This window comes from Hahella chejuensis KCTC 2396 (assembly GCF_000012985.1).
GTDB lineage: Bacteria > Pseudomonadota > Gammaproteobacteria > Pseudomonadales > Oleiphilaceae > Hahella > Hahella chejuensis.
In genome coordinates this window covers 473715-496898 of sequence record NC_007645.1, presented here as the reverse complement: position 1 = coordinate 496898, position 23184 = coordinate 473715, and the positions used below count along the sequence as shown (strand labels likewise).

Sequence of the window (23184 nt, the reverse complement as noted above, 5' to 3'; positions counted from 1 at the left end):
GATATTTGCTAAAGTCTGAAGTAACTGCGTCCAGGGAGCCAAGACTCCATATAACCAAAAATTCATGACCGGCGTATGAACCGGCCAATAATGGACGACATTAGCGCTGAAACATAATTAGGGTCGCCGATGACAACTACAATAAAGCCCGAGTCTTTAACTTTGATAAAAGCCAAGATACTGCCGCCGCCGAGGCCTGCGCATCTGTTGGAGCGGGAAAAGTTCGACGATCTGCTGCACGAGATCGACCCGGTCAACCTGATCCTGGTGCAAGCCCCTGCGGGTTACGGCAAAACCACGATGATCGACGACCGCTTGGGCGCTTTGGGCGCCAACGCCGCCTGGTTCCGTCTCGACGCCCAGGATAACCTGAGCGAACAGTTCGCTTTCTATGTCGCCCATTCACTGAATGAGGCCACCCGAGGCGCCTGTCCGGAAACCCTGCGCACCTTGAACCAACAAGGCTATCCGACCTTGCAGACGTTTCTCACGGACTTGCTGTCTGAACTGCCTTTGGAAGGCGATCCGTTGCATCTGGTTCTAGATGACTATCACCTGATCAGCAATCCGGAGATCCACAGCGGAGTGATGTTCCTGCTGCGCCACCTGCCTCCTTATATCACCCTGGTGTTGTTGTCCCGCACCACGCCGCCCATCGGCGTGGCGCAATTGCGCATGCAGGGGCGGATGCTGGAAATCACCGCCAAGGACCTTTCCTTCAGCGCCGACGAGGCGCAGGTGTATTTTGAGCAACGCCTGCGTTTTGAAGTGTCCCGGGAAAGCGTCGAACGCGCCAACCGCCGCGTCGAGGGCTGGGTATCGGCCTTGCAGTTATTGGCGGCGACCGCCTCCACCGGGGTGGAATTCAACGAGTATGTGGAGCAATTGCACAGCGGCAATCACTATATATTCGATTACTTTGATGAACTGACCCGCACCAGCATCGACAACGAACAGCGTCTGTTCCTGCTGCGCACCAGCGTGCTGGAACGTTTCAACGCGCTGATGGTGATGCGCCTGGCGCAACAACAGGACGGCCAGTTCCTGTTGAACTCGCTATTGAACCTGGGACTGTTCATCGTGCCCCTGGACAGCAGCGGCTTGTGGTTCCGCTACCATCCATTGTTCGCTGCATATTTACGGCACATGCAAGTCTGCGTGCTGCCCGATGAAACCGCGCAGCTCCACCAGCGCGCCAGCGACGCCTGGCGTGAGATGGGCTTTTTCGAAGACGCCGCTCGTCATGCAGTGCTGGCCAAAGACCAGCAGCGCATTAAGGACATTCTGCTGAGCTGTGGTCGCGACTTTTTCACCGAAGGCCAGTTCAATCTGCTGCAGCGCTGTTTCGACGCGCTGAATAAAGAGGTCATCGCCGACCACCCCATTCTCACCCTGCTGAGAGCCTGGGTGGCGCAAGGGCAGTATCAGTGGTCTGAAGTGGAGTCCTGGCTCAGGGCGGCGGAGCAACACCTGAAAACTCACTGCAGCGAAGAAGAGTGGGAAGCGATCAACGGCGAGTTCAACGCCGTGCGCGCCCAGGTGGCCATGAATGTGGGCGATGCAGAGAGGGCGCAGACTTTCGCCAAGTCCGCGCTGGCCCATGACCCGGTTTACCTACCGACCTCCCGCACCGCCGCTTCATCGGTGATTGGCGAGTCCCTGTTCGTACAGGGCCACCTGAAAGAAGCCATCACCCGCATGCAGGACACCGAGCAACTGGCCTTGGCGGAGCATGCGCACCAGAACGTCATTTGGGCATTGTGTCAGCAGTCGGAGATCAGCGTCGCCCAAGGCTATCTGCAGAAAGCCTACAACATCCAGGAGAAGGCGCTGCAGTATGCGGAGGACCACAGCCTGGAACGCCTGCCCATTCTGGAATTCCTGTACCGCATTCGCAGCCAGATCATGTGGGAATGGCATCACCTGGAAAGCGCGGAGCGATGCGCGCTGAAGGGCATCGAGATTCTGGAAAGCCAGGGAGAACGCTGGTTCATCCAAAGCTATGTGATGCTGGCGAAAATCGCCCAGGCGCGGGGACGTCAGTCTTTATGCGCGGACTACGTGCAGAAGATTCACAAAATGCTGGCCTCCGGCGAATACCATATCGACTGGACCGCCAACGCCCACGCAGCCATGCTTTCCTACTGGGACGCAGTGCGCGACAAAGAGTCCATTCAACGCTGGCTGACTGCGGCGCCGGAGCCGACGCCGGAACAGGCCACTAACCATTTCACCCAGTGCAATATCCGCAACTGGGCCCGCGCCTACGTCAGTCTGGGAGATTTCGACAAGGCGCTGCCGCTGTTGGAAGGCATTCAAAGCATGGCGGAACAGTTTGGCCTGAAAACCGATATCAACCGCAACCATATCCATTTATCGCAGCTTTACTGGCTTAACGAGCAACGTGAAGACGCCCTGCGCCACATGGCCATCGCATTGAAGCTCGCTAGCACCACCGGCGCGGTGGGCAGCTTCCTGCGCATCGGCAAGGTGCTGATCAACATTCTCAAAGCCTTGATCAGCGAAGAGCAGTTGGACGAGATGGAGAAGCAGCGGGCGGAACGCCTGATCCAACTGGCGCAACAACAACGGGACTTCAGCCGGGCGATCCGCATTTCACTGGACGAAGCCATCATTCAGGACATCATCGACCGCCCCGACGTGCCGGAACTCATCCGCACCTCTCCCCTCACCCGCCGGGAATGGCAAGTGCTCAGCCTTATCCACGCCGGTCTGTCCAACGACCAGATCGCCGAGCACATGAAAGTGGCTCCCACCACAGTAAAAACCCACATCCGCAGCCTCTACCAAAAACAGAACATCACCCACCGCTCAGAAGCCATCAATCTGGCGCGGGATCTGTTGAGTAAGATACAGGGGGAGTGAGCGAGTCTCCCCCTCATACCCACCCTCCGCCTCCTCCTCCCCCCTCATCCCCACTACTACGCCAAGAAAAAAGAGGGAGGGAGGATGTTCGGCCGGTTCGCCGCAGGCACCATCTTCATAACTGTAAAAATAACAACGTCTTCCACTTATCTGTGGGTGCACGTGCGTTACCTGGTTTGGAGTTGTTAAGAGAGGCGACATGCAGGTTGATCGTGATTGGTGGCGCGGCGCAGTCATCTACCAAATTTATCCCCGTAGTTTTTTTGATTCCAATGGCGACGGCATCGGCGATCTGCCGGGCGTCACCGCAAAGCTGGACTATGTCGCCAGTCTGGGAGTGGACGCCATCTGGCTGTCTCCTTTCTTCACTTCCCCCATGAAGGATTTTGGTTACGACGTTTCCGACTATCGCAACGTCGATCCTATTTTCGGAACCCTGGAAGATTTCGAGACGATGGTGGCGGAAGCGCACAAGCGCGGCCTGAAAATCATCATCGATCAGGTGCTCAGCCACACTTCCGACCAGCACGCCTGGTTCAAGGAAAGCCGCAGCAGTCGCGACAATGCAAAAGCGGACTGGTATGTGTGGGCGGAGGCGAAACCCGACGGCACGCCGCCCAATAACTGGGTATCCGTATTTGGCGGTTCCGCCTGGGCGTGGGACAGCCGTCGTCGTCAGTATTATCTGCACAACTTTCTGACCAGCCAGCCGGACCTGAATTTCCACAATCCGGCAGTGGTAGAGCAAGTGCTCAGCGACGTCGAGTTCTGGCTGAAAAGAGGCGTGGACGGTTTCCGTCTCGACGCCATCAACTTCTGCTATCACGACAAGCTGCTGCGGGATAACCCCGCCAACACCGAGGTGGCGGAAGGCTCCATCGGAGTGCGTAAAGAAAATCCCTACGCTTACCAGCGTCACCTTTACGACAAAACACAGCCGGAAAACCTGCCGTTCCTGCAACGGGTACGCGCCCTGTTAGAGAAATACCCGGGCACAACCACCGTAGGCGAAATCGGCGACGACAACTCCCTCGACACCATGGCCGCTTACACCTCCGATGGCGACAAGCTGCACATGGCGTACTCCTTCGATTTCCTGACCGAACAATGCGACGCCAAGTTTCTGCGCAAAACCGTGGAAACCATTGAGTCGAAACTGGTGGACGGCTGGCCTTGTTGGGCCATCGGCAATCACGACGTCGCGCGGGTGGCCACACGCTGGTGCGGACAGGAAGCGCCATTGGCGTTGAACAAAGTCTACATGGCGATGCTGCTCACCCTGCGGGGAAGCGTGTGCCTCTATCAAGGCGAAGAGCTGGGTCTGGTGGAAGCGGAACTGGAGTATGAGGATCTGGTCGATCCCTACGGCATTGCTTTCTGGCCGGAATATAAAGGCCGCGACGGCTGTCGCACGCCCATGCCCTGGAAGGCGGAGCAAGAGCATGCCGGCTTTACCGCCGGCAAACCCTGGCTGCCGGTGTATCCAGAACATGTCGCCGCCGCGGTGGCGGAGCAAGAAGATGCGGAAGACTCGCTGTTGCACATCTACCGTGAATTCCTGCACTGGCGCAAAGCGCAGCCTGTGCTGCAGAAAGGCGACGTCCGCTTCCTGCCAAGCCCGCCGGATACGCTTCTCTACGAGCGCAGCCATAACGGCGAACGCATGATGGTGGCGTTGAACCTGTCCGGGCAAAGCGTGGACATCGAGCTGCCCGCCGGCGCCAAAACGGTAGTGAGCGAACTCAGCGTACTTAACGCGGAATGGAGCGACGCCCGCGTCCACCTTCCCGCTTACGGAATCGGTATTTGTCAGTTGGCGTAAACACGCCGGCAATCAAGTCAAGAGGGTCCAGCCATGGCCAGCGTAACGCTAAGAAATGTCTGCAAAAGTTATGACACGGTAGAAATATCCAAAGACATCAATCTGGATATTGAAGACGGCGAATTCGTCGTCTTCGTCGGCCCGTCCGGTTGTGGCAAGTCCACCTTGCTGCGCATGATCGCGGGTCTGGAGGAAATCACCTCCGGCGATCTGTTCATCGGCGAAGAACGCATGAACGATAAAGCCCCCATGCAGCGTGAAGTGGGCATGGTGTTCCAGTCCTACGCCCTGTATCCCCACATGAACGTGGCGGAGAACATGGCGTTTGGTCTGAAACTGGCGAAAACCGCCAAAATCGAAATCGACAAGCGCGTGGAAAACGCCGCGCGCATTCTGCAACTGGAGCACCTGCTGCAACGCAAACCCAAGGATCTGTCCGGCGGACAACGTCAGCGGGTGGCCATTGGCCGCACCATGGTGCGCGAACCGAAGGTGTTTCTGTTCGACGAGCCACTGTCCAACCTGGACGCCGCACTGCGGGTGCAGATGCGTATCGAGATCTCCAAACTGCATAAACGCCTGCAGAGCACCATGATCTACGTAACCCACGATCAGGTGGAAGCTATGACCATGGCGGACAAAATCGTCGCGCTGGACCACGGACGCATTGCGCAGGTCGGCAAGCCACTGGAGCTGTACCACTATCCTTCCAACAAATTTGTCGCCGGGTTTATCGGCTCTCCCAAAATGAACTTCGTCACCTGCACGGTGATGGAAGCGGGCGCTCAGTCCGTCAAAGTCTCGTTGCCAGGCGCCATCGACGTCATCGTGCCGGTTAATGGGGCGGGCCTGAAAACCGGCGACAAAGCGACCCTGGGCATCCGCCCGGAGCATTTCGTCAGCGCAGAAGAAGGCGAAGTCATTCTCAATGGTGTGGTGAATGTGGTTGAACGCCTCGGCTATCAGACTCTGGTGCACGCGGACGTGGAAGGCTTCGACAACACCCTGACCCTGCGTACGCCGGGCGCCAATCCCGTGCGGGAGAACAACCCGATTGCTTTGGGCCTGAAAGCGCACAACTGTCATCTGTTCAAAGAAGACGGCAGCGCCTGCCCGCGTCTTTATGTTGAGCCCGGCGTAGAGCTGTAGGCGCGTACAGGAACAAACGCCAAAGAATTACTGCGACCGCAGTGATGCGACGGATAAAGCGATTCCTGTGTCGCTCACTCCGTCTATGTAAGCACCTCGACCCTGAGTGTTTACTCAGCGCTTTGCCCGGCCTTCGCCGGGTTTTTTTCGTCTGCGGCATGTGTTTCCGGAGAATCGTCGTCAGCCTCCCGCTCAACCTGCTTCTTGAGCAAGTCGGCGGCCCCGGAAAAATCAAACCCTGTCTCGTCATCCAGTTGCTCCGGGTCGAAGCGCACACCGCACCCCGCCTTTACTAACTGAGCCGGTTTGCTCCGTCCTGTTTTCTTCGACATTACCTCTCCTCCGCCCATCAGGATCTTGGAATGGAATAAAGCAAAACCTGCTTTTGCTGGATTTCCAGCTTTTTACAGGCTTTCCCTCCCAACTTTTCCGCCACGCGCCGCGAACGGGCGTTCATTGGATGGATCAGACTCACCAGCGAGGACGCGCCAACGTGAGAATACGCCACCTCCCTGATCGCTTGCGCCGCCTCATAGGCATACCCCTGCCCCCAAGAAGCCCGGCGCAATAACCAGCCGATCTCCATGCCCGGCCACCCCTGCGGATAATACAGTCCCGCGCGCCCCAGCAAACGCCCGCTCTCAATCTCCTCCAACGCCCACAAACCGTATCCCCGCAGACGCCAATGGCCGAGCATCAGCGCGAGGCTTTTCCAGGCTGCGTCCAAATCATACCCCTGACCGTTCGCCATGTACCGCATCACTTCGTCGTCAGCCAGCATCTTGGCGTAATCCGGCAAATCCGCTTCCGTAAACTGGCGCAACCTTAAGCGCTCCGTCGTCAGCGTAAGCGGCGCTTTTATCTCAATACTTTGCATAGGTTTCGCGTCTTTCCATAGAGTCCGTGCAGATAATGGCTTTATTCAGCTTTCTACTACACTTGAATGAAGTTAATTAATTATAAGCATCCGGGGTTAAGTCAGTCATTTATTAAAGATATATCAACAATTTGATTTATAAACATATTTTCTAAAAGTGAGTGATAACCGACAGATTTAACTAGACTTAAAAGTGGAACACCTGCAATTGGGACAGCAATGAACGCACTGGAACAAGAGTTCGGTTTTCAAGATATCGTAGAGAACGCCGCGGATGGCGTATTGGTCACCAAAGCCTCGCCCCTGGACGACCCCGGCCCGGAAATCGTTTACGCCAACAGCGCCATGGAGGCATTATCCGGATACAGCAGAGACGAACTCATCGGCGCCACTCCCAGAATGCTGCAAGGCCCATTAACCGATGCAAGCGCCTGCCGACGTATTCGTCGCGCCTTGCAGGAAAAGTCACAAGTGCGTTGCCGACTGCTGAACTATCGCAAAGACGGCGGTCAATACTGGATCGAAATCAGCATCATGCCGTTATTGGACAAAAGCGGCGCCGTCAGCCATTTCGCCGCCATACAGCGGGATATCAGCGCCTATGTGAAGCTGGAGGAACATTTCTCCAAAGCCGCCGGCAAGGACGAAACCACACTGCTTTCCAATAAAGACAATTTCCTGGATGGACTGGACAGAGAATGGCGACGCGCTTATCGGCATCACTCGCTATTCTCTCTGCTGACTTTTCAAGTGGACCAGTTCAACGCGTCCCATGCGCGCGACTCAGAGCAAAGCCAGCAAATGCTGGCGCTTATCGGCGCAACCTGCAAAGCCGTATTCCGCCGCGAGGACACGCTTGGACGCATCGGCGAAAACGAGTTCGCCGTACTGATGCCGGAAACAGATTTGCGTCAAGCTGGTCTCGCCGCAGAGCGGCTGCGTAGCAAGCTGGCGGCGTTGGTGGATCGCCACCCCAGCATTCGGCCGCCATTTACCGTCAGTATTGGCATTACACAGAATCAGTTATTGGATGAGCGCCCGGAAAGCGTCCTCAACCGCGCCCGCCAGGGCCTGATCAAAGCCGGCGCTCAGGGCGACCGGGTGACCGTGGTGGAAATCTGACAGGCGAAACAGGACGTAAGACCAGAATAAACATTAGAGGCAAACGGATGAGCAAGGCAGAAACCCCTTTGGAACTAAGCGAAGAACAGTGGCTGCATATCAATGAAACCATCACCATGCTCACGCTGGCTGTGGCGCAGATCGAAGCCTCCATTTTGGAAAGCGAGAAATCTTTCGGCCGTTTGACCCAGTCCTTCACCACCATCGTAGAGACCGTCAACGCCGCCCCCGACCCGTCTACACAAGCGCATGAGCTTAGATTGCAATTAGACGGCCTGAAAAAAGACGTTCATAACGCAGTCGTCGACTTCCAGTTTTTCGACCGCCTGGCGCAACGTCTTTGCCACGTCAAGGAAAGCCTCGGCGAACTGGGTGGGCTTTTGCAGGCGCGCGAGCGTCTGGACAAGCCGGAAGAATGGAAAAACCTGCAACAGGAACTCAAAGGCCGCTACACCATGGCCTGCGAAAGAGAAATGTTCGATATGATTCTCAATGGCGTCGCCATTGAAACCGCCCTCGCTCACTTCAAAGCCAATTACCTGGATGAAATGGCTAAACAAAATGAAGACGACGGAGACATAGATCTGTTTTAAATATTCTTACCGCCTCCGCAGCGTCATTCTCACTTACTCCTTTTTCATGACTGGCGTTAGTCCCAAAGGACGATTGCTTAAAAAACCACCACAAATACAATAGCGCAAGCATTGTTTCTGTTTGTAACCCAGCCACTTCTTATCGCAATACAGGCTTTCTTTCACCCATCCGCCTGAGCCTTCGTGCGCGCAGAAGCGGCCTTCAACAAGGGATGTTTCCTGCATGCATTACCCCCGTCGTTACCAAGTCAAACATCACTTGGATATCGTCGCCGATGAGCTGACGCGCATTGAGTCGCCCACCACCGCCATCGGCTATATCGAGAAGTGTCTGAGCGACGGAGACGGGCGCGGCAAAGAGTTCGACGCCTTTATCGCCTCGCTGCAGGGAAGTCATTTCCAGTCCACCGCCAACAAATTTCCCGACCGCACCGCAGCGTCGTTCAACACCTGGCGCAACACCCTGATTCGCGAAGCGCGCCATGGCAATGTGTTGCTGGTGGTGGATAGTTCGGAAAAACCTTTTCATCCCCTGATCGTTGAGAAGAACAAAACGCTGACGCCGGGGCAGTCCAACACCCACGCCGCCACCCAGTTGTTGAATCGCCTGAAGCCGGTGAAGACGCCGTCGCCGAAACGTCCGGCGGGAACCGCCGCGGGTGGGGCCGCCTCCAATCCCATGGCGGAAAGCCATCCGTCTTTCAACGGCAATGTAGGCTGGGCGAGCGTCAAGGGGGAGAAAACCAGTTATGGCGCGCCGCCGCCCGCCTCATCCGAGTCCAGTCCTGAAGAAACGTCCGTCAGCGACGCCAGCGGCCACAACGATAACGGCGACACCCAGACCGCCAACGACGAAGCCTGCGTCAGCGGCGATCCCGTGAGCATGATCACCGGCGAGGAGCTACTGGACCTGGTGGACTTCACCTTGCCCGGTCCCATGCCTTTGGTGTGGAAACGCACCTACAAGTCTTCCAACAACCATCAGCGCGGCCTGGGCGTGGGCTGGACCCACCTGTTGTGTCAGACCCTGGAAGAGGACAACGGCCGCATCACTTTCACCAGCGACGAAGGCCGCTATATCGACTTCCCGCGTCCCCTGATCGAACAGTCCAGCCGCAACGCGGCGGAGCGCATGACCCTGCATCGGGTGGACGAGAACACCTATGCGCTGCAACAGCTGGGACAACCGGATAAAGTCTTCGTCGGCGGCAATGGCGCCTATCGCCTGGAAGCCCTGATAGACGCCCTGGGCAATCGCATCGACATCGCCTATTGGCAGGACGTGGAAGGTTATGCGCATCCCATCACTATCCTGCAAGCCAACTGGGGACCGCGCCTGCATATCCTGCACAACGCCCAGGGCCTGATGTGCGAGATTCAGTCGATCCAGAGCAACGGCGCCTTCGCAACCCTGGCGAGCTACGACTATGACGAACAGCAGGACCTGATCCGCGCCGCAGACCGGGCCGGCGCCAGCGAAAGCTACGCCTACCGGAATCACATCATCACCCGCCGCACCCTGAAAACCGGCTTCAGCTTCTATTTTGAATGGAGCCAGTACAGCCCCAGCGGCAAGTGTCTGCGTCAGTGGGGCGATCGCGGCATTTACGATTACCGTTTCGAGTGGGATACCCAGAACAAAGTCTCCCACGCCTTCGACAGCAACGGCGGCAAGACCACTTACTACTACGACCACCGCGGCAAGATCATCAAGGAAATCGATCCCGAGGGCGGGGTCACGCGCATGGCCTACAACAAGAACGGCCAGCTGATCGAGCACATAGACCCGGAAGGCGGCGTCACCCGCTACGTCTACGACGAGCAGGGCTTATTGACGCAACTGACCGACGCCGCCGGCGCGACCTACAAAATCCGTTACAACCACCGCGGCCAGCCGGTGGAAATGATCAATCCCCTGGGCCACAGCTGGCGTCGCGAGTACAACGGCAAAGGGCTGCTGACCTGCGTCACCGATCCGCTCGGCAACCAGACCCGCTACGCCTACAACGAACGCGGCCTGCCGCAAACCATCACCGACGCCGCAGGCAATGAAAAAACCTTCGTCTGGAACGCCATGGCGCAGCTGGTCAGCGAAAGCGTCAACGGCCGTCGCACCGAGTACCTGCTGAACGAAGACGGCGATATCGGCGCGGTTGTGGATGCGGACCAGCGCACCACCGAGTACGAATATGACCTGCTCGGCAACGTCACCCGCGTACAGCATCTGGACGGCTCCGCCGTGCAGCTGCGCTACAACGCCAACAGCCAGCTCACTCACTTTATCGACGCCGCCGGTCGCTGCACGGAATACCTGTACGACGGCCTGTCCCAGGTGCGCAAAAAGATCGACGCCAACGGGCAGGTGTTTGAATACCTGTACGACAAAGAACGCAACCTGATTGGCCTGATCAACGAGAAGGGCGAGCGCTACAAGCTGGGTTACGACCGCAATGAACGCCTGATTCGGGAGATCGGCTTCGACGGCCGCATGCAGGAATACCAGTACAACCGCGCCGGGCATCTGATCGCCCATCTGGAAGGCGCGCATCTCGATATCCCCTCGGAACAAGCCAACACCACCCGTTTCAGCCGCGACCCGTTGGGCCGACTGCGGGAAAAACACAGCCCGGACGGCGAAGTCAGCCAGTTCCACTACGATGCGGCGGGACGGCTTACTGAGGCGAGCAATCCCCACCGACAATTGCGCTTCGCCTACAACGCCCTGGGCCAGTTAACCGAAGAGCGTCAGGACCAGCATGTGCTGCGTCATGATTACGATCCCCTGGGCCTGCGCACGCAAACCCAGTTAGCGGACGGAACCCGGCTCAACTTCGCCTACGACCAGCATGGCCTGTTCAGCGAAGCCCGCTACAACGACCACCTGCTGACGCAGATCACCCGGGATGAACAGGGCCGCGAAATCGCTCGCCAGCAGGGCGCGCTGCAATCCCAGTATGAATACGACCTGATGGGCCGCCTGAGCCGCCATCGCGTCAGCCATGAAGCCACTAAAACGCAGCTGATCGACCGTCGTTATCAGTACGACCACCATGGCAATCTGGCGCTGATCGACGATCTGCAAAAAGGCGCGACCCGCTACCATTACGACGCCCTGGACCGCCTCAAGCAGGTGGAGAGCTACTGCAACGAACAGTTCGACTTCGACCCGGCGGGAAATATTCTCTCAGACACTCAGTCAGGCGTATCGCACACCAAAAAAGCCAACCGGCTGGACTTTTATGGTGATCGCCACTTTGACTATGACGACGCCGGCAACCTAGTTCGAGAGCGCCGCGGCAAAGGCGGCAAACTGGAAACCCGCTACGTTTACAACAAGCAGAATCAGCTGGTCGCGGTGGAGAAAGACGGTCAGCGCACCGAGTACCGTTATGACGCCTTGGGCCGCCGTATCTCCAAACAGGACGCCTTCGGGCAGACGGAATTCCTGTGGAACGGCGACGTGCTGCTGTCCGAACAACGCCAGCACCTGCGCAAAGTCTACGTCTACGAACCCGACACCTTCCGTCCGCTGGCGTTCATCCAGGACGAAAAAGTCTACCACTACCACCTGGATCACCTGGGTACGCCCCAGGAAATGACCGACTCCGAAGGAACCCTGGTCTGGTCCGCCCGCTACAAAGCCTACGGCGCCCTGGCCCTGCAAGACGTAGAAAGCGTCCACAACCCGCTACGCTTCCAAGGTCAGTATTACGATGAAGAAACCGGCTTCCATTACAACCGCCACCGGTACTATGATCCCCAAAGCGGTCGCTTCATCAACCAGGACCCCATCGGCCTCCTGGGCGGCGCCAATGCATACCAGTATGCGCCGAATCCGGTGGGATGGGTTGACCCGTTTGGGTTGACGGCGAAGCCGGGAGATTGTCCTCCGACTTCCCCTGCACTCAAGGACAGTGTTTACAGTGCTGAGAATATCGCACAGCGTGCAGCTGAATTTAACTATCTGCGTGAGTTGGATATAAAAAATAACGCCATGTTATCAGCTCAACAAAGGGCTAAGCTGATCATGGAAGATATAGCGCAAATGCCTGCGCTAAAATCAATCATTGCAAAAGTCAAAGAAATGGACCCTAGCGCCAAAGTTGGCTTTAGAGGAAGTATGACCACAGGCATGAAAGGACCACACAAGCTTGGTCAAGCGAAGCAGAGAGTAAAATTCGATGAAAGCGTTGCTTTCAAAAATGATAAACCCTATACAGATGAGCAGGGTTGGGATGTCGACTTTTTTGTTGTTAGTGACAAACTAAAGCAACATGCCAACATCCCTTGGCAGGGGCTAAGGTTTATTGCTTCAGAAGAGCTAACTTCAAATATAAATGAGTTAGAGAGTCAACTAAAAACCAGATACCCGAAAGGACAAGAATTGAAAAATAAAAAATACAAAAACACAAATGAAGACCCAACTGGAATAAAAGGTAAGGAAGAGGTGGACTTTAGGATCTGGAGCAATGATGAAATTGAAAACAAAATTAAAGAAGGCGACTCACCAGTTTTCTTTGAAAACTAACTAATTTACGTATTATGAGGAAGAAAATGAAAGCAGAAGGCTTCATGGGAATAATTGGAATAAAACCAATATTTGATATTTATGAGACTTGCAATATTTTAAAAAAAATATTCGACTTTATAGAATTTACAGAAATGGACCGCGACGATACAATATCCTTCATAGCTCGTAACGATGAGTTTTATATTGCTTTATATGGAGCCACTAAGGAAGCATCAGAGGGAACATATAGCTTTTGCTACAATAGTTATTCTAGTCGTCTCATTCCAGGCGAAATTCTAGAAAATGTTAGTATTGAAGAGCTTTCAATTCACAAAATATCTAACAGGTACGACATATCATCTCATTTGGCAAAATACCTATCAGAACATTCAACGCTTATTGCATTTAGTTGATTATAATCACCTTTCACTAATACAAGTGATCGATATTCGCCTAGAATGAAAATTTTGTCACTACCACTTCGATTACCTGCCCCTAGAAGATGACAAGAAAGAAAGCGCCCTAGACTGATCCGTGCTACAGCGCCTGTGGGATGTTGGTGCTCCAGATCATGAAAGAGCCCACAACCCGCTACGCTTCCAAGGGCAGTATTACGACGAAGAAACCGGCTTCCATTACAACCGCCACCGGTACTATGATCCCCAAAGCGGCCGCTTCATCAACCAAGCCCCCATCGGCCTCCTGGGCGGCGCCAATGCCTACCAATATGCGCCAAATCCGGTGGGATGGGTTGATCCGTTTGGGTTGACGGCAAAAAAAGAAAGCCCTAAGAGGCAATTTGATGCAATCGCTGCTACGAGCATGGATGTTCTCAACTATCCTGCTCGCACTCCAGCAGCACTGGCTGCCGCTGATAAAGTAATAGAAATGATGGATAAGGCACAAATAGGCAGAAAAAAGGAGAGAATGATAGGAGCTATCGTTCATAAGGACGGAACTGTAAGCGTTGCAATTTCAGGGAACCCAGAACAAGTAGACTTGATCAAAAATAGATTGGAAGCCGCGGGTGAGAAATTGCCCGAAGGATACCGTTGGGCGCCAAGCTCTGTTGATACCAGTGGGTTACGTATAGTCAATACTCCGACAGGAGAGCACTTTGCAGGTGGGCAAACTTGTGCAGAGCCCAAAGTATTCCAGAGCGGACATGACTCACCTGCTGTGGGTATTGGTATTGTTTCGCGCGCAAATAAGACGGGCAAACATAGCGCTGGAGTAAATGGTAGAACTGATATTGCAAACCCTTGCCTGAGTTGTGACGACCCGATTAATAGGGCAAAAATCATTAAAGGTAATACAGGAAATGGCTCATGATTACCGATTGGCTGACATATATAACTCGCTTTGATCCTGCTTTTAGGGAACACATCAAAGGGGCGTCATCAAGTCGTATTCTTCACCTTGAGAGGCTTCTCGGTTTTGAGCTTCCCGGTGAATACAAAGATTTTCTTAATCTGTTAGGTGACGACAGCTATAATTTGGACTTAATCTATAATGGAACAACGAACCTAGAGGATATTATCGACTTTTACGAGCAACCCATCGAGCCAGGGGACGAAGAACTATTCTCAGAATATTTTGTTATTGGTCTCGGCCCTCCTCCAACCGAGATGCTATTGATAGCTAAAAATGAAAACCCCGGATCTATAACACTAGGAGAGCCTCCTGGAATAATATCGCACGCATCTTCATTAGAAAATTTGTTGTACCACAAAGTATTTACTCGATTTGAGATCGGCAGTAAGAAATTTAGATCTGCATCGATATCACAAGAATCTATTAAACAAGAGATGTTAATAAATTGGGCTAGTTCTGAAAATTTTTATATAGAAGAGTTTTCCGATAAGATGAATATCTGTGTAACTAAAAACAATACAGCAGCATTATTGGGGACTCCTCCTTCTCAATCAACCCATAAAACATGGGTTCTCATTGGGTCAGATGATCGTGACTATGTTAAATATCTTGAGAAATCACTTGAGAAGTCATTTAAATTGAGAATGGACCAATCATGCTAGGCTTGGCAAACCTCGGGGAGATCAATAAGCCAAATCAAGACGCTTGGCTTCTTCAGTTAAAAAAGCTAAAGAAAAAGCGTTAGAGATTGGTAAAGAGCCATTTGACATTGAAGGACTAAGAAAATATTGGGTCTCTCTATACGAAAAGCACTTTTCAAATGAGATAAATGATAAGGAAATCGCCCAGCAGAATCGCTGAAGTTGTAAAATAACTATATATAGTAGACATCAGAGCATAATGTATATGGCAACCAGCCATCCTCTCCAAAAACACTTTCCAACGAGTCTTGCGATTTTTACTCGGGTATTCGGCTTCGGAGAAAGTCATTTATTCAATGAAAGTACTCCTTCTGAGAGGCTCACCGCATATAACTTTAATCAGAGACTCCTTAAGCTCTCAGATAGAGAAAGACTTGAGCAAATATGAAAGTCATATAAAAACGGACAAGAAAATGGCAAGTAAAGACGTAAGAATACCTGAAATGTACTTAAGGAAGATTGAAGCCGCAATTGGCTCCACCATCGACCCAAGCGAGGAGAGTATGTTTTCAAGCTTTCAAGAAGTTGATGAAATAACGAAGTCACGAGCCAGGGATATTTACTACAATCTGGATGAATTGAGAGCTGAAAGTTATCTTAAGTATGTACTATCAGAGAAGCTCGACCGCAGTCATATCTTTTCATTTTTAATAGACGTAATAATTGGCGGTATGGATCTGGACGAATGGGCCAGGGAGGAACTAAGCTCTTCGAGCCGCGATTGATAGAGATAAAAGTGTTCAAAAATCCATATTAACCAAGTCATGCTTTGGCCAAGTTTTATTGGACGTAATAACAATGGAAGAAAATCAAATAGAAGCCAGCATAATCACAGACAGCACCAATGGAATTCTAAGCATCACTGTCATTTTTAGTAACATAGGAGAAACAAGCTACTTCCTGGACAAAAAGCTTACCTTCCATAATGGCATATACACAATTTCATGCTTGTCATTAAATGCAGAAGGAAAAGAGATAAAAAGAAGGATAAATATAAAAGTAAAGCCGTCTTCGTTTCCTGATGACTATATAGAAATCAAGCCTCATAGTTCATACAGGGGTAGCCTTGTTCTAAATGAGTACTTCAACCTACCTGAGTCCGGAAGCATTTCGATACAGTACCAGGCTTCGGCCAGAAACCCTGTAACAGGGGATATTGACGTCATTAATTCAGCCATAACAGAAATAGAAATTGGAGACTAAGGCATCTCTGATGCAGCGAGTATTATCATTCAGTCACTAAGAGTGATCTGAAATACTCCATATAAACCATTCCAAAAACTATCCCCCTGCACTACTCCGCCTATGAAAATCCCAGATTTCCACCATCACGCATACTGCCCAGAGATGCACAGAGACTCAAACGTTCGGACGATTGGCTGGTTGGGGGATTCTGTTCCGAGTATTGGACCCAATCCTGATTTCGTGTTGGAGATTCTGCAGCATTTCCGGCAATGTCATTTTGCCCATGATGGGGAGTTGGGCAAACATGCGTGTGAGATGTGTGATGCTGACGAGAGGTTTCATGGGGAGTTCTGGGTTGAGATAGGCGATATTCGTTATGTTCTGCCTTTGGCGGCTTTTCATTATATAAACGTCCATGACTACCAATTGCCTGCTCAGTTTGTAGAGGATTTACTCCTGCACTGGCGCTCCGAGGCGTCGTTATCCTGCCGGGATGGAAGTTGCGCTGCGAGAAGTAAGGACAGAAAGGGCTTTGAATGGCGTAGTGAGGTCAGTTGTATTCCCCGGGGGCCTGTGAAAAAGTGGTGGCGATTCTGGCTCCAATAATTTTGTGATACGGATAGCACTCAGCAGCTCAGGGTATTCGCCTTCTATTCACTGCTTACAACAGGACACCGATATGACATTACCAAAGGAGCTAATTCCGCTCTTCGCACTGGTCGCCGCCTCTTCTCTATCTCTCGCGTCCGATAAGGCCCCGGGTTGGGTGACGGAGGGTCCTTACGTAGTGGAGAAGGCGTTCTCTTTCGAACTCCCTCTGGAGGTTCTGGCCAACAAGTTATTTGTTGAAGTCGAAGTTGGCGGCGCTCCCCGGCGTTTTGTTTTTGACACGGGTTCGCCATCGATGATGAGCGCGAAGCTTGCGAAGGAGTTAGGCCTTAAAGTCATCGACAAGCGTAAAGGAAGAGATTCTCACGGGGCGATTGTCGAAAGTGAGATTGTGCAGGCGGATTTGAATGTTGGGGGGACGGTTTTTCATAAAACGCCGCTCTTTGTAGCGGATTTTCCAAAGACGGCGCAGTGCTTGTTTGATGGCGTACTCGGCTCCGAAGTGCTGCCGCTCTGCGCCTGGCAGATCGACTTGTCCTCCTCCGTGCTGCGTTGTCATTCCGAGTTATCGAAGCTCGACCATCTTGATAAAGCCAAAAAGCAGACTCTGTATGATTTTGGTTATCCGCATGCGCCGATATTCGATATTCAGTTCGCGGACAAGGCCAAAAGCAAGGCAATGTTTGATACCGGTTCGCCAGAGTATCTGGCGGTTTCTCCTCCTGATTTTGAGGGCGCAAAGCACAACGGCGGCGTTGGCGACAGCCTTTCGGGCTCAGGCTCCCTTGGCGCTTCCCTTGGCGGCGTCGCGCCGAATAAAGAGCAACTGCAGATGCAGCTCAAAACTCTATCCATCGGTAACGTTGAGATGGGGAAAGTCGGCGCCTTGTTGCGAGAGTCGCCGCCCAGCCTGATCGGCGCATCTGTACTGGAGCACTTCATCGTCACCCTTGATTCACGATCTTCCTCTGCTTACTTTCTCCCGTATCGCGACGGGCCTTTCTCGCGCTCGACCTATGGCTTTTCTCTGAACTTTGAAGAGTCTCCGACGGTCTCCCTGATTTGGGACGACTCCCCCGCTAAAGCGGCTGGCTTACGCGTCGGCCACCGCATCGCGTCTATTAACGGAGAGCCGGCCACCACCTCTTGCGAAGGCATTCGCAGCGCCATGCGCGCGATGTCGGAAGGCGACGTCATTGAGCTCACGTGGGAGGGCGGCGCGGCCAAGCTGAACAGGGAAAGAACGTTAACGGACTAATACCCGTTAACGTTCGAATGCGGAAGCAATGACGAAGCGCTGCTTTCCGTACTCCGTTCAGTAATACAAAAACAGCTTCAGGTCATCAAAGTACACGTCGTTGTCGTTACCGGCTTTGCGCACGCCTCCCATGCTGATGCGCAGGGTGCGGGCGCCGCTGGGGAGCTGGCCTGAGACTTGGCGGGCTTCCCAGGATTGCGAGCTGTTGCTGGTGAGCACGTCATCTCCCGCCCATTCCAATTCGGCGCCGCTGGCGTCCAGGGCGGTCAGTTGCAGACGGGGTTCATCAGCGCCGCTCCAGGTGGAGAGCATGGCGCTGAATTCCGCGTAGGCGTGGCCAGCGTCTATTTCCGTGGCGTAGGCGGAGACATCAATTTCCTGTATGACCTGCTCCTCGCAGCAGTCGGAAGGCGCACCTTTGCCAAAGCCGCGTCCAGCGAAATAATAGGTTCCTTCAGCGGGCCCAAAGCCGCCGTTGTCGTTAGCGGTGATGGCGTTCATCATGCCTTTTTGCAGATCCCAGCCACTCATGTCCCCTGCTTCCCCGTCGCCATTGACGATCAGATTATCGGTGCGGGTTCCGGCGATATCGAAGCTGGCGACGTCGCTCCAGGCCGACCAGTTCATATGCTCGTCGCGCACCCTGGCGCGCCAATGCCAGGTAGTCCCCGGGCGCAGCGCCAGTTCTGGACGGCTCTGACCGGCGTAAGCGTCATAGCTGGAGGTATGCGAGTTCTGTTCGTCGTAACGTTTATTCCAGCGGTAATAGTCATCGCCGCCCACGCGTACAGGACCGGCGTTCAGCATGTCGCTCAGCTTCAGGTTGAAGATATCCGCATCCGCCTGGGTATCGATGGCGACATAGCCGCTTTCATAATTGCCCTCGACCTCATCGGCGGGACCGTAATAAAGGTTTTGGCGACGCGTGCGATTCCCCCAGATGTCGAAGACCGCTCCGTCAAACTCAGCGCTTTCCGACACCTGCCAGTGCACCGCGCGCACCGCTTCCGGCATGGCCACCTGCACGCCCAGCTCAACGGCGCTGGCGTCCTGCTCACCGGTTCCCGCCGTCACCAGCGGCAGATTGATATTGTCTTCGACGGAGAAGGTGAGGCTGTCCACCACAGCGAATTCCGTATCGCCATCAAAGCCGCCTTTCTTGCGCTCCAGCGTCATCGTCGGCGCGTCACCGAAATGGAAGGTCAGCAGGTTGTAGCCGAACTCGCTGCGGCTGATCTCGAAGGTGTCGTAGTCGCGGATCTGCATGGCCTGATGGTCCGCGTCGTCCAGCGGTTCGATGTAGCCGGAGGCGCTGGCGGCGTTGAGCCACAGGTGATTCACATCCCGGGACTGACCACGGGAATAAGCGTGCGTGTGCCCGAAGAGATGCCCGGTCACTGCGCCGGTGCGAGCGCTGTATTGCTCCAGCTCCGCCACCATTTCGCAACTGCCGATGCTCTCTCCGACGTTCCACATTTCCGACAGACAACCGTGATGGAACATCCCCAATACAAAGTGTTTGCCCTGCACTTCCGCATCATTCAGGGTCTCTTTCAGCCACTGACGCTGCACCGCCAGCGTATCCCGATTAAAAGCGCCATGGGCGCCGGAAATGGAATAGCTGTCCAGGCCGACCAGTCGTAAGTCCAGATAATCCAGGTAGTACCACTTGTCTTCGTAGCCAATCGAGCCGTTTTCCGGCGGCGCCATGTAGCTGCGATACAGCCTCAGCTCGGCGTCGCTGTAATAATCGTGATTGCCGGGCACGGTCACCAGCGGCACATAGGGCGTGATGGCGGCGAGGCTGCCGAACAACTGCTCGCGCCAGTGCTGGCGATTGCCGCCCACCTGCACCACATCGCCGGAGATCGTGATGGCGGCGATATTTTCCGCGCAGGTCTGCGGTTGCGCCGCGTCGCATTCATGTTGCAGAAAGCCCTGATTCACCACATTGGTGAGCACTTTGGCGTACTCGTCCCGATCCAACTGGGTGTCGCTCAACGCGATGATGCGCGCCTGCTCCACCCCATCCCCCGCCTGGGGCCAGGTTTTAAAAGCGTAACGCGGCGTCGCACGCTGTTCTCCCAGCACCTTGGTGACCACATAGTACTCATACAAGGTATTGGAGCTGAGCTGATGTATCGGCGCCTTGCGCACCAGGCCGTCAAGGGAATGGGACTCCGCGCTGACGCGGGTGAACTCGCCCTTGCCGTCGAAGGGGCGCACCCATATTTCCGCATTGCTCTCTGCGGTTTCGAACATGACCGTCATCTGATCAGACGCCGGCGCCTGTAAATAGGGCTGCACAATAAAGTCCGGCGCGGTGGCGCTCGTGGGAGGCTCGACATCGGAGCCGGGGGGATCGGTGGGGTCCTGGTCGCCGGAACAACCGGCCAGAGCGAATGCGAGACCGCAGGCCAACCAAGCAAGTCGTTTATGAAGCATGAGATATTCCTTGTATTGTATTAATCCGACAGCCAAATTGCGTCCGTCTATTTGTCTGAAGCGACAGGGCCTGCGCATGTCAGCCCTTGTCGCCCACGGCTTGTCGCTGCGCAGGCGCATCCAGGCGCCTGGTTATTAACAGGTCCATATCAGAGCCATGCTAATAACTGGCGAATCATCTGGTTCGGACCAAGATAAAGTTGGAATATTTCATTGGAATTTCCATAAAATTTCATAAACAAGGCAGTTTTATTACTACTGGTACGAACCAGATTGTCATATTTATGTCACGCCGATTCGCTGTAATGCGCTAAAGCCAACACCGGACGCGGGACCGCGCCGGACAAGTCGTAAGGAATGTATCGTGAATCAGGCCGCCGCCTATCTGTCTCTCGCCGCCAAACTACAACAGCGCATTGTCAACGGTGAGCTGCCCGCGGGCAGTAAACTTCCCTCGGAGCGCGCCCTGTGCGGCCAGTTCGAGGTCTCCCGCGTCAGCGCCCGCGATGCTCTGCATGCGCTGGAGTCGCAAGGGTTGATCTATCGTTTGAATCGTATGGGCTGGTTCGTGGCGCCGCCGGTGTTTATCTACGATCCCACCCGCAGCAGCAGTATTCAGGAAGAAGCGATCTCCCAGCATCGGGCGCTGACCACAGAATTACTCAGCGCCGCACAGGAGACGCCACCGATTCAGGTCAGCAAAGCGCTGAAACAGGCGCCGACGCAGAGCGCCGTTGTCGTCACCCGTCGCCGCGCAGTGGATCAGCGCTGGGTATTGCTGGAAATCTGCTACTTTAGGGAATCCGCCTTCCCCGATCTGCTCTCCCATGATCTGGCCAAGTCCCTCACTGCGCTGGTGCGGGAGCAATACGGCTACCGGGCCAGAGAGCTGGACGTCAGCATCTCCTCCTCTCCACTCAGCCCCAGCCACGCGCAACACCTGCAGGTGCGGGAAGGCTGCCCCTCCCTGAAGCTGGAGCGACAGGTGAAAGTCGCCGGAGAACCTATCGCGCTGGAACGGGAATTCTGGCTGCATGACGCCATTGAAATGCGAGTGAAAGGACAAGGTAGCTGAAAGCATGCGCGAAGACGCCGATGTAAGATTTATCCCTCTCAAGACAAACCAACTCAGCGAGGCGTTCGCCGCGTACAAAGCGGGACTCTATACGTCCATCGACACCGCATTCGGATGGGATGAAGACTATCAAACCCAGCGCTTCCATCGCAGCTACGCCGTGGAGGATCTTTATTGGATCTTCAGAGCCGACAACCGGGTCGGCCTGATCTGCTATCGGTTGCTTGAGGACGCGTTGCATCTGCATTTGGCGTTGATCTTTAAGGAAGCGCAAAGGCAGGGACTGGGTTCGCAGGTGATGGAGCAACTGCGCCGCCTGACGCAGGACAACAATCGTCCCGTCACCCTGTCCAGCTTTAAAAGCAATCCTGACGCCGTACGTTTTTACCAACGCCACGGCTACCGGATCACCGGGGAAGACGCACATTTTTTCGAGCTGACGCGTGACTGCAATCAGCGCGACTAGCCAGGGTTCTCCGCATACCAGCGTTTCACGGAGGCGGCGATTTTTTCCAGGGGTAACACGTCATCGGCGGCGTTGAGTTTCACCGCCGCGCCGGGCATACCCCACACCACGCTGGAGGCTTCATCCTGGGCGATGGTGTAGGCGCCGGCTTCATGCAGACGCAGCAGTCCAGCGGCGCCGTCTTTGCCCATGCCTGTCAGCAGTGCCGCCATGGCGTTGGCGCCGGCGGCGCTGACAATAGAGTCGAACAGCACATCCACGCTGGGACGATGACGATTCACCGGCGGCGCTTCGCTGAGCCGGCACACATACTTGGCTCCGGTGCGCACCACTTCGAGGTGATATTCGCCGGGAGCGATATACACCCGTCCCATGGTGATAGGGGCGTTGTCGTAGGCCTCCTCCACCTTCATAGGCAGACGCCGGTCCAGGCGTTCCGCAAAGGAGCGTGAGAAGGCGCCGGGAATATGCTGGGCGATGACGATGCCCGGCAGATCCATGTTCAACCCGTCCAACAGATCGCGAATGGCGTCCAGCCCGCCGGTGGAAGCGCCGACGGCGATCAGCTTATCCGTGGTGGCGAAAACCGGTTGCGGCCTCTCGCCGACGGCGGCTTTTTGGTGCTGCGTCTGCAAACGCTGTTGCTTGAGCAGCAATTTATCGTGGGGGATGCGCGCGGCGGTAATGACTTTATCAATAATTTCCTGCGCCTTTTCTTCGATGCCCTCGCGCAGATCGATCTTGGGTTTGGCGATGAAATCCACCGCGCCGTATTCCAGCGCATCCAGGGTCACAGCGGCGCCCTGTTCGGTCAGACTGGAAATCATCACCACCGGCATGGGACGCAGGCGCATCAGATTGCGCAGGAAGGTGAGCCCGTCCATGCGCGGCATTTCCACATCCAGGGTGATGACGTCTGGACTGAGCGCCTTGATTTTATCCCGCGCCTGATAAGGGTCGCCGGCGGTATCCACCACTTCCAGACAGGGCGATTGATTAAGTATTTCCACCAGAATTTTGCGCATCAACGCAGAATCATCCACCACCAGGACTTTGTATACCTTCCCCGCTCCGCTGCTCATAATGTTCCTCGCCATCATTCGTTCCAATGC

General features: G+C 54.5%; 19 protein-coding genes. 14 read left to right on the top strand and 5 right to left on the bottom strand.

The genetic code is table 11. The features are described from left to right. Positions 1–129: 129 nt before the first annotated feature. The 3 genes from malT to malK all read left to right on the top strand — a co-directional run bounded on the left by malT (position 130) and on the right by malK (position 5857). The gene (gene malT / locus HCH_RS02210) at positions 130–2886 is read left to right on the top strand and encodes an HTH-type transcriptional regulator MalT (RefSeq protein ID WP_011394467.1); all 2757 of its coding nucleotides are present in this window, start codon (positions 130–132) and stop codon (positions 2884–2886) included. 199 nt (positions 2887–3085) lie between these two features. After that, a complete protein-coding gene (locus tag HCH_RS02205; RefSeq protein WP_011394466.1) occupies positions 3086–4708 on the top strand; it encodes an alpha-glucosidase family protein in 1623 nt (540 codons plus the stop codon). A gap of 33 nt (positions 4709–4741) precedes the next feature. Continuing rightward, the gene (gene malK, locus HCH_RS02200; protein WP_011394465.1) at positions 4742–5857 is read left to right on the top strand and encodes a maltose/maltodextrin ABC transporter ATP-binding protein MalK; all 1116 of its coding nucleotides are present in this window, start codon (positions 4742–4744) and stop codon (positions 5855–5857) included. A gap of 110 nt (positions 5858–5967) precedes the next feature. Here the strand turns inward: malK and HCH_RS02195 are convergent, their stop codons facing one another. After that, positions 5968–6189, bottom strand: coding sequence for a hypothetical protein (locus HCH_RS02195; protein WP_011394464.1), 222 nt, complete (start codon positions 6187–6189; stop codon positions 5968–5970). Positions 6190–6206: 17 nt separating this feature from the next. Next, positions 6207–6734, bottom strand: a complete 528-nt coding sequence (locus HCH_RS02190; RefSeq protein ID WP_011394463.1) for a GNAT family N-acetyltransferase — start codon at positions 6732–6734, stop codon at positions 6207–6209. A gap of 219 nt (positions 6735–6953) precedes the next feature. On the opposite strand from HCH_RS02190, the gene HCH_RS02185 reads away from it, so the two are divergent. Both HCH_RS02185 and HCH_RS02180 read left to right on the top strand, forming a co-directional pair. Beyond that, positions 6954–7856, top strand: a complete 903-nt coding sequence (locus HCH_RS02185; protein ID WP_011394462.1) for a sensor domain-containing diguanylate cyclase — start codon at positions 6954–6956, stop codon at positions 7854–7856. A gap of 47 nt (positions 7857–7903) precedes the next feature. Beyond that, positions 7904–8449, top strand: a complete 546-nt coding sequence (locus HCH_RS02180) for a hypothetical protein (protein ID WP_011394461.1) — start codon at positions 7904–7906, stop codon at positions 8447–8449. Positions 8450–8482: 33 nt separating this feature from the next. Here HCH_RS02180 and HCH_RS02175 read toward each other — a convergent pair whose 3' ends face one another. Further along, on the bottom strand, positions 8483–8674 hold the full coding sequence (locus HCH_RS02175) for a hypothetical protein (RefSeq protein ID WP_011394460.1): 192 nt from the start codon (positions 8672–8674) through the stop codon (positions 8483–8485). Here HCH_RS02175 and HCH_RS02170 point away from each other — a divergent pair. From HCH_RS02170 to HCH_RS02135, 7 genes are all read left to right on the top strand, one after another. Then, positions 8673–12977: an RHS repeat-associated core domain-containing protein gene (locus HCH_RS02170; protein WP_011394459.1), complete on the top strand. Its 4305-nt coding sequence runs from the start codon at positions 8673–8675 to the stop codon at positions 12975–12977. The genes HCH_RS02175 and HCH_RS02170 overlap by 2 nt on opposite strands. A 26-nt stretch (positions 12978–13003) precedes the next feature. Further along, entirely contained in the window at positions 13004–13372 is a 369-nt protein-coding gene (locus tag HCH_RS02165; RefSeq protein WP_041598368.1) for a hypothetical protein, read from the top strand. Between the two features lie 121 nt (positions 13373–13493). Next, positions 13494–14291, top strand: a complete 798-nt coding sequence (locus HCH_RS34960; protein WP_011394458.1) for an RHS repeat-associated core domain-containing protein — start codon at positions 13494–13496, stop codon at positions 14289–14291. Continuing rightward, the gene (locus tag HCH_RS02155) at positions 14288–14995 is read left to right on the top strand and encodes an SMI1/KNR4 family protein (RefSeq protein ID WP_041598367.1); all 708 of its coding nucleotides are present in this window, start codon (positions 14288–14290) and stop codon (positions 14993–14995) included. The genes HCH_RS34960 and HCH_RS02155 overlap by 4 nt, the downstream gene beginning before the upstream one ends. A 335-nt stretch (positions 14996–15330) precedes the next feature. Then, positions 15331–15759, top strand: a complete 429-nt coding sequence (locus HCH_RS02150; protein WP_041598366.1) for a hypothetical protein — start codon at positions 15331–15333, stop codon at positions 15757–15759. A 73-nt stretch (positions 15760–15832) separates the two neighbouring features. Further along, positions 15833–16237 (top strand): hypothetical protein, encoded by a 405-nt coding sequence (locus tag HCH_RS02145; protein WP_041598365.1) that lies wholly within the window; start codon positions 15833–15835, stop codon positions 16235–16237. Positions 16238–16898: 661 nt separating this feature from the next. Further along, complete coding sequence (locus HCH_RS02135; RefSeq protein WP_011394454.1) at positions 16899–18086, top strand: aspartyl protease family protein; 1188 nt, start codon at positions 16899–16901, stop codon at positions 18084–18086. A gap of 57 nt (positions 18087–18143) precedes the next feature. Here the strand turns inward: HCH_RS02135 and HCH_RS02130 are convergent, their stop codons facing one another. After that, a complete protein-coding gene (locus HCH_RS02130; protein ID WP_011394453.1) occupies positions 18144–20531 on the bottom strand; it encodes a purple acid phosphatase family protein in 2388 nt (795 codons plus the stop codon). Positions 20532–20895: 364 nt separating this feature from the next. On the opposite strand from HCH_RS02130, the gene HCH_RS02125 reads away from it, so the two are divergent. Together HCH_RS02125 and HCH_RS02120 are read left to right on the top strand one after the other, a co-directional pair. Beyond that, complete coding sequence (locus HCH_RS02125) at positions 20896–21606, top strand: UTRA domain-containing protein (protein ID WP_011394452.1); 711 nt, start codon at positions 20896–20898, stop codon at positions 21604–21606. Between the two features lie 4 nt (positions 21607–21610). After that, positions 21611–22072, top strand: a complete 462-nt coding sequence (locus HCH_RS02120; RefSeq protein ID WP_011394451.1) for a GNAT family N-acetyltransferase — start codon at positions 21611–21613, stop codon at positions 22070–22072. Here the strand turns inward: HCH_RS02120 and HCH_RS02115 are convergent. After that, positions 22069–23154 (bottom strand): protein-glutamate methylesterase/protein-glutamine glutaminase, encoded by a 1086-nt coding sequence (locus tag HCH_RS02115; RefSeq protein WP_011394450.1) that lies wholly within the window; start codon positions 23152–23154, stop codon positions 22069–22071. The genes HCH_RS02120 and HCH_RS02115 overlap by 4 nt on opposite strands. Positions 23155–23184: the final 30 nt, after the last annotated feature.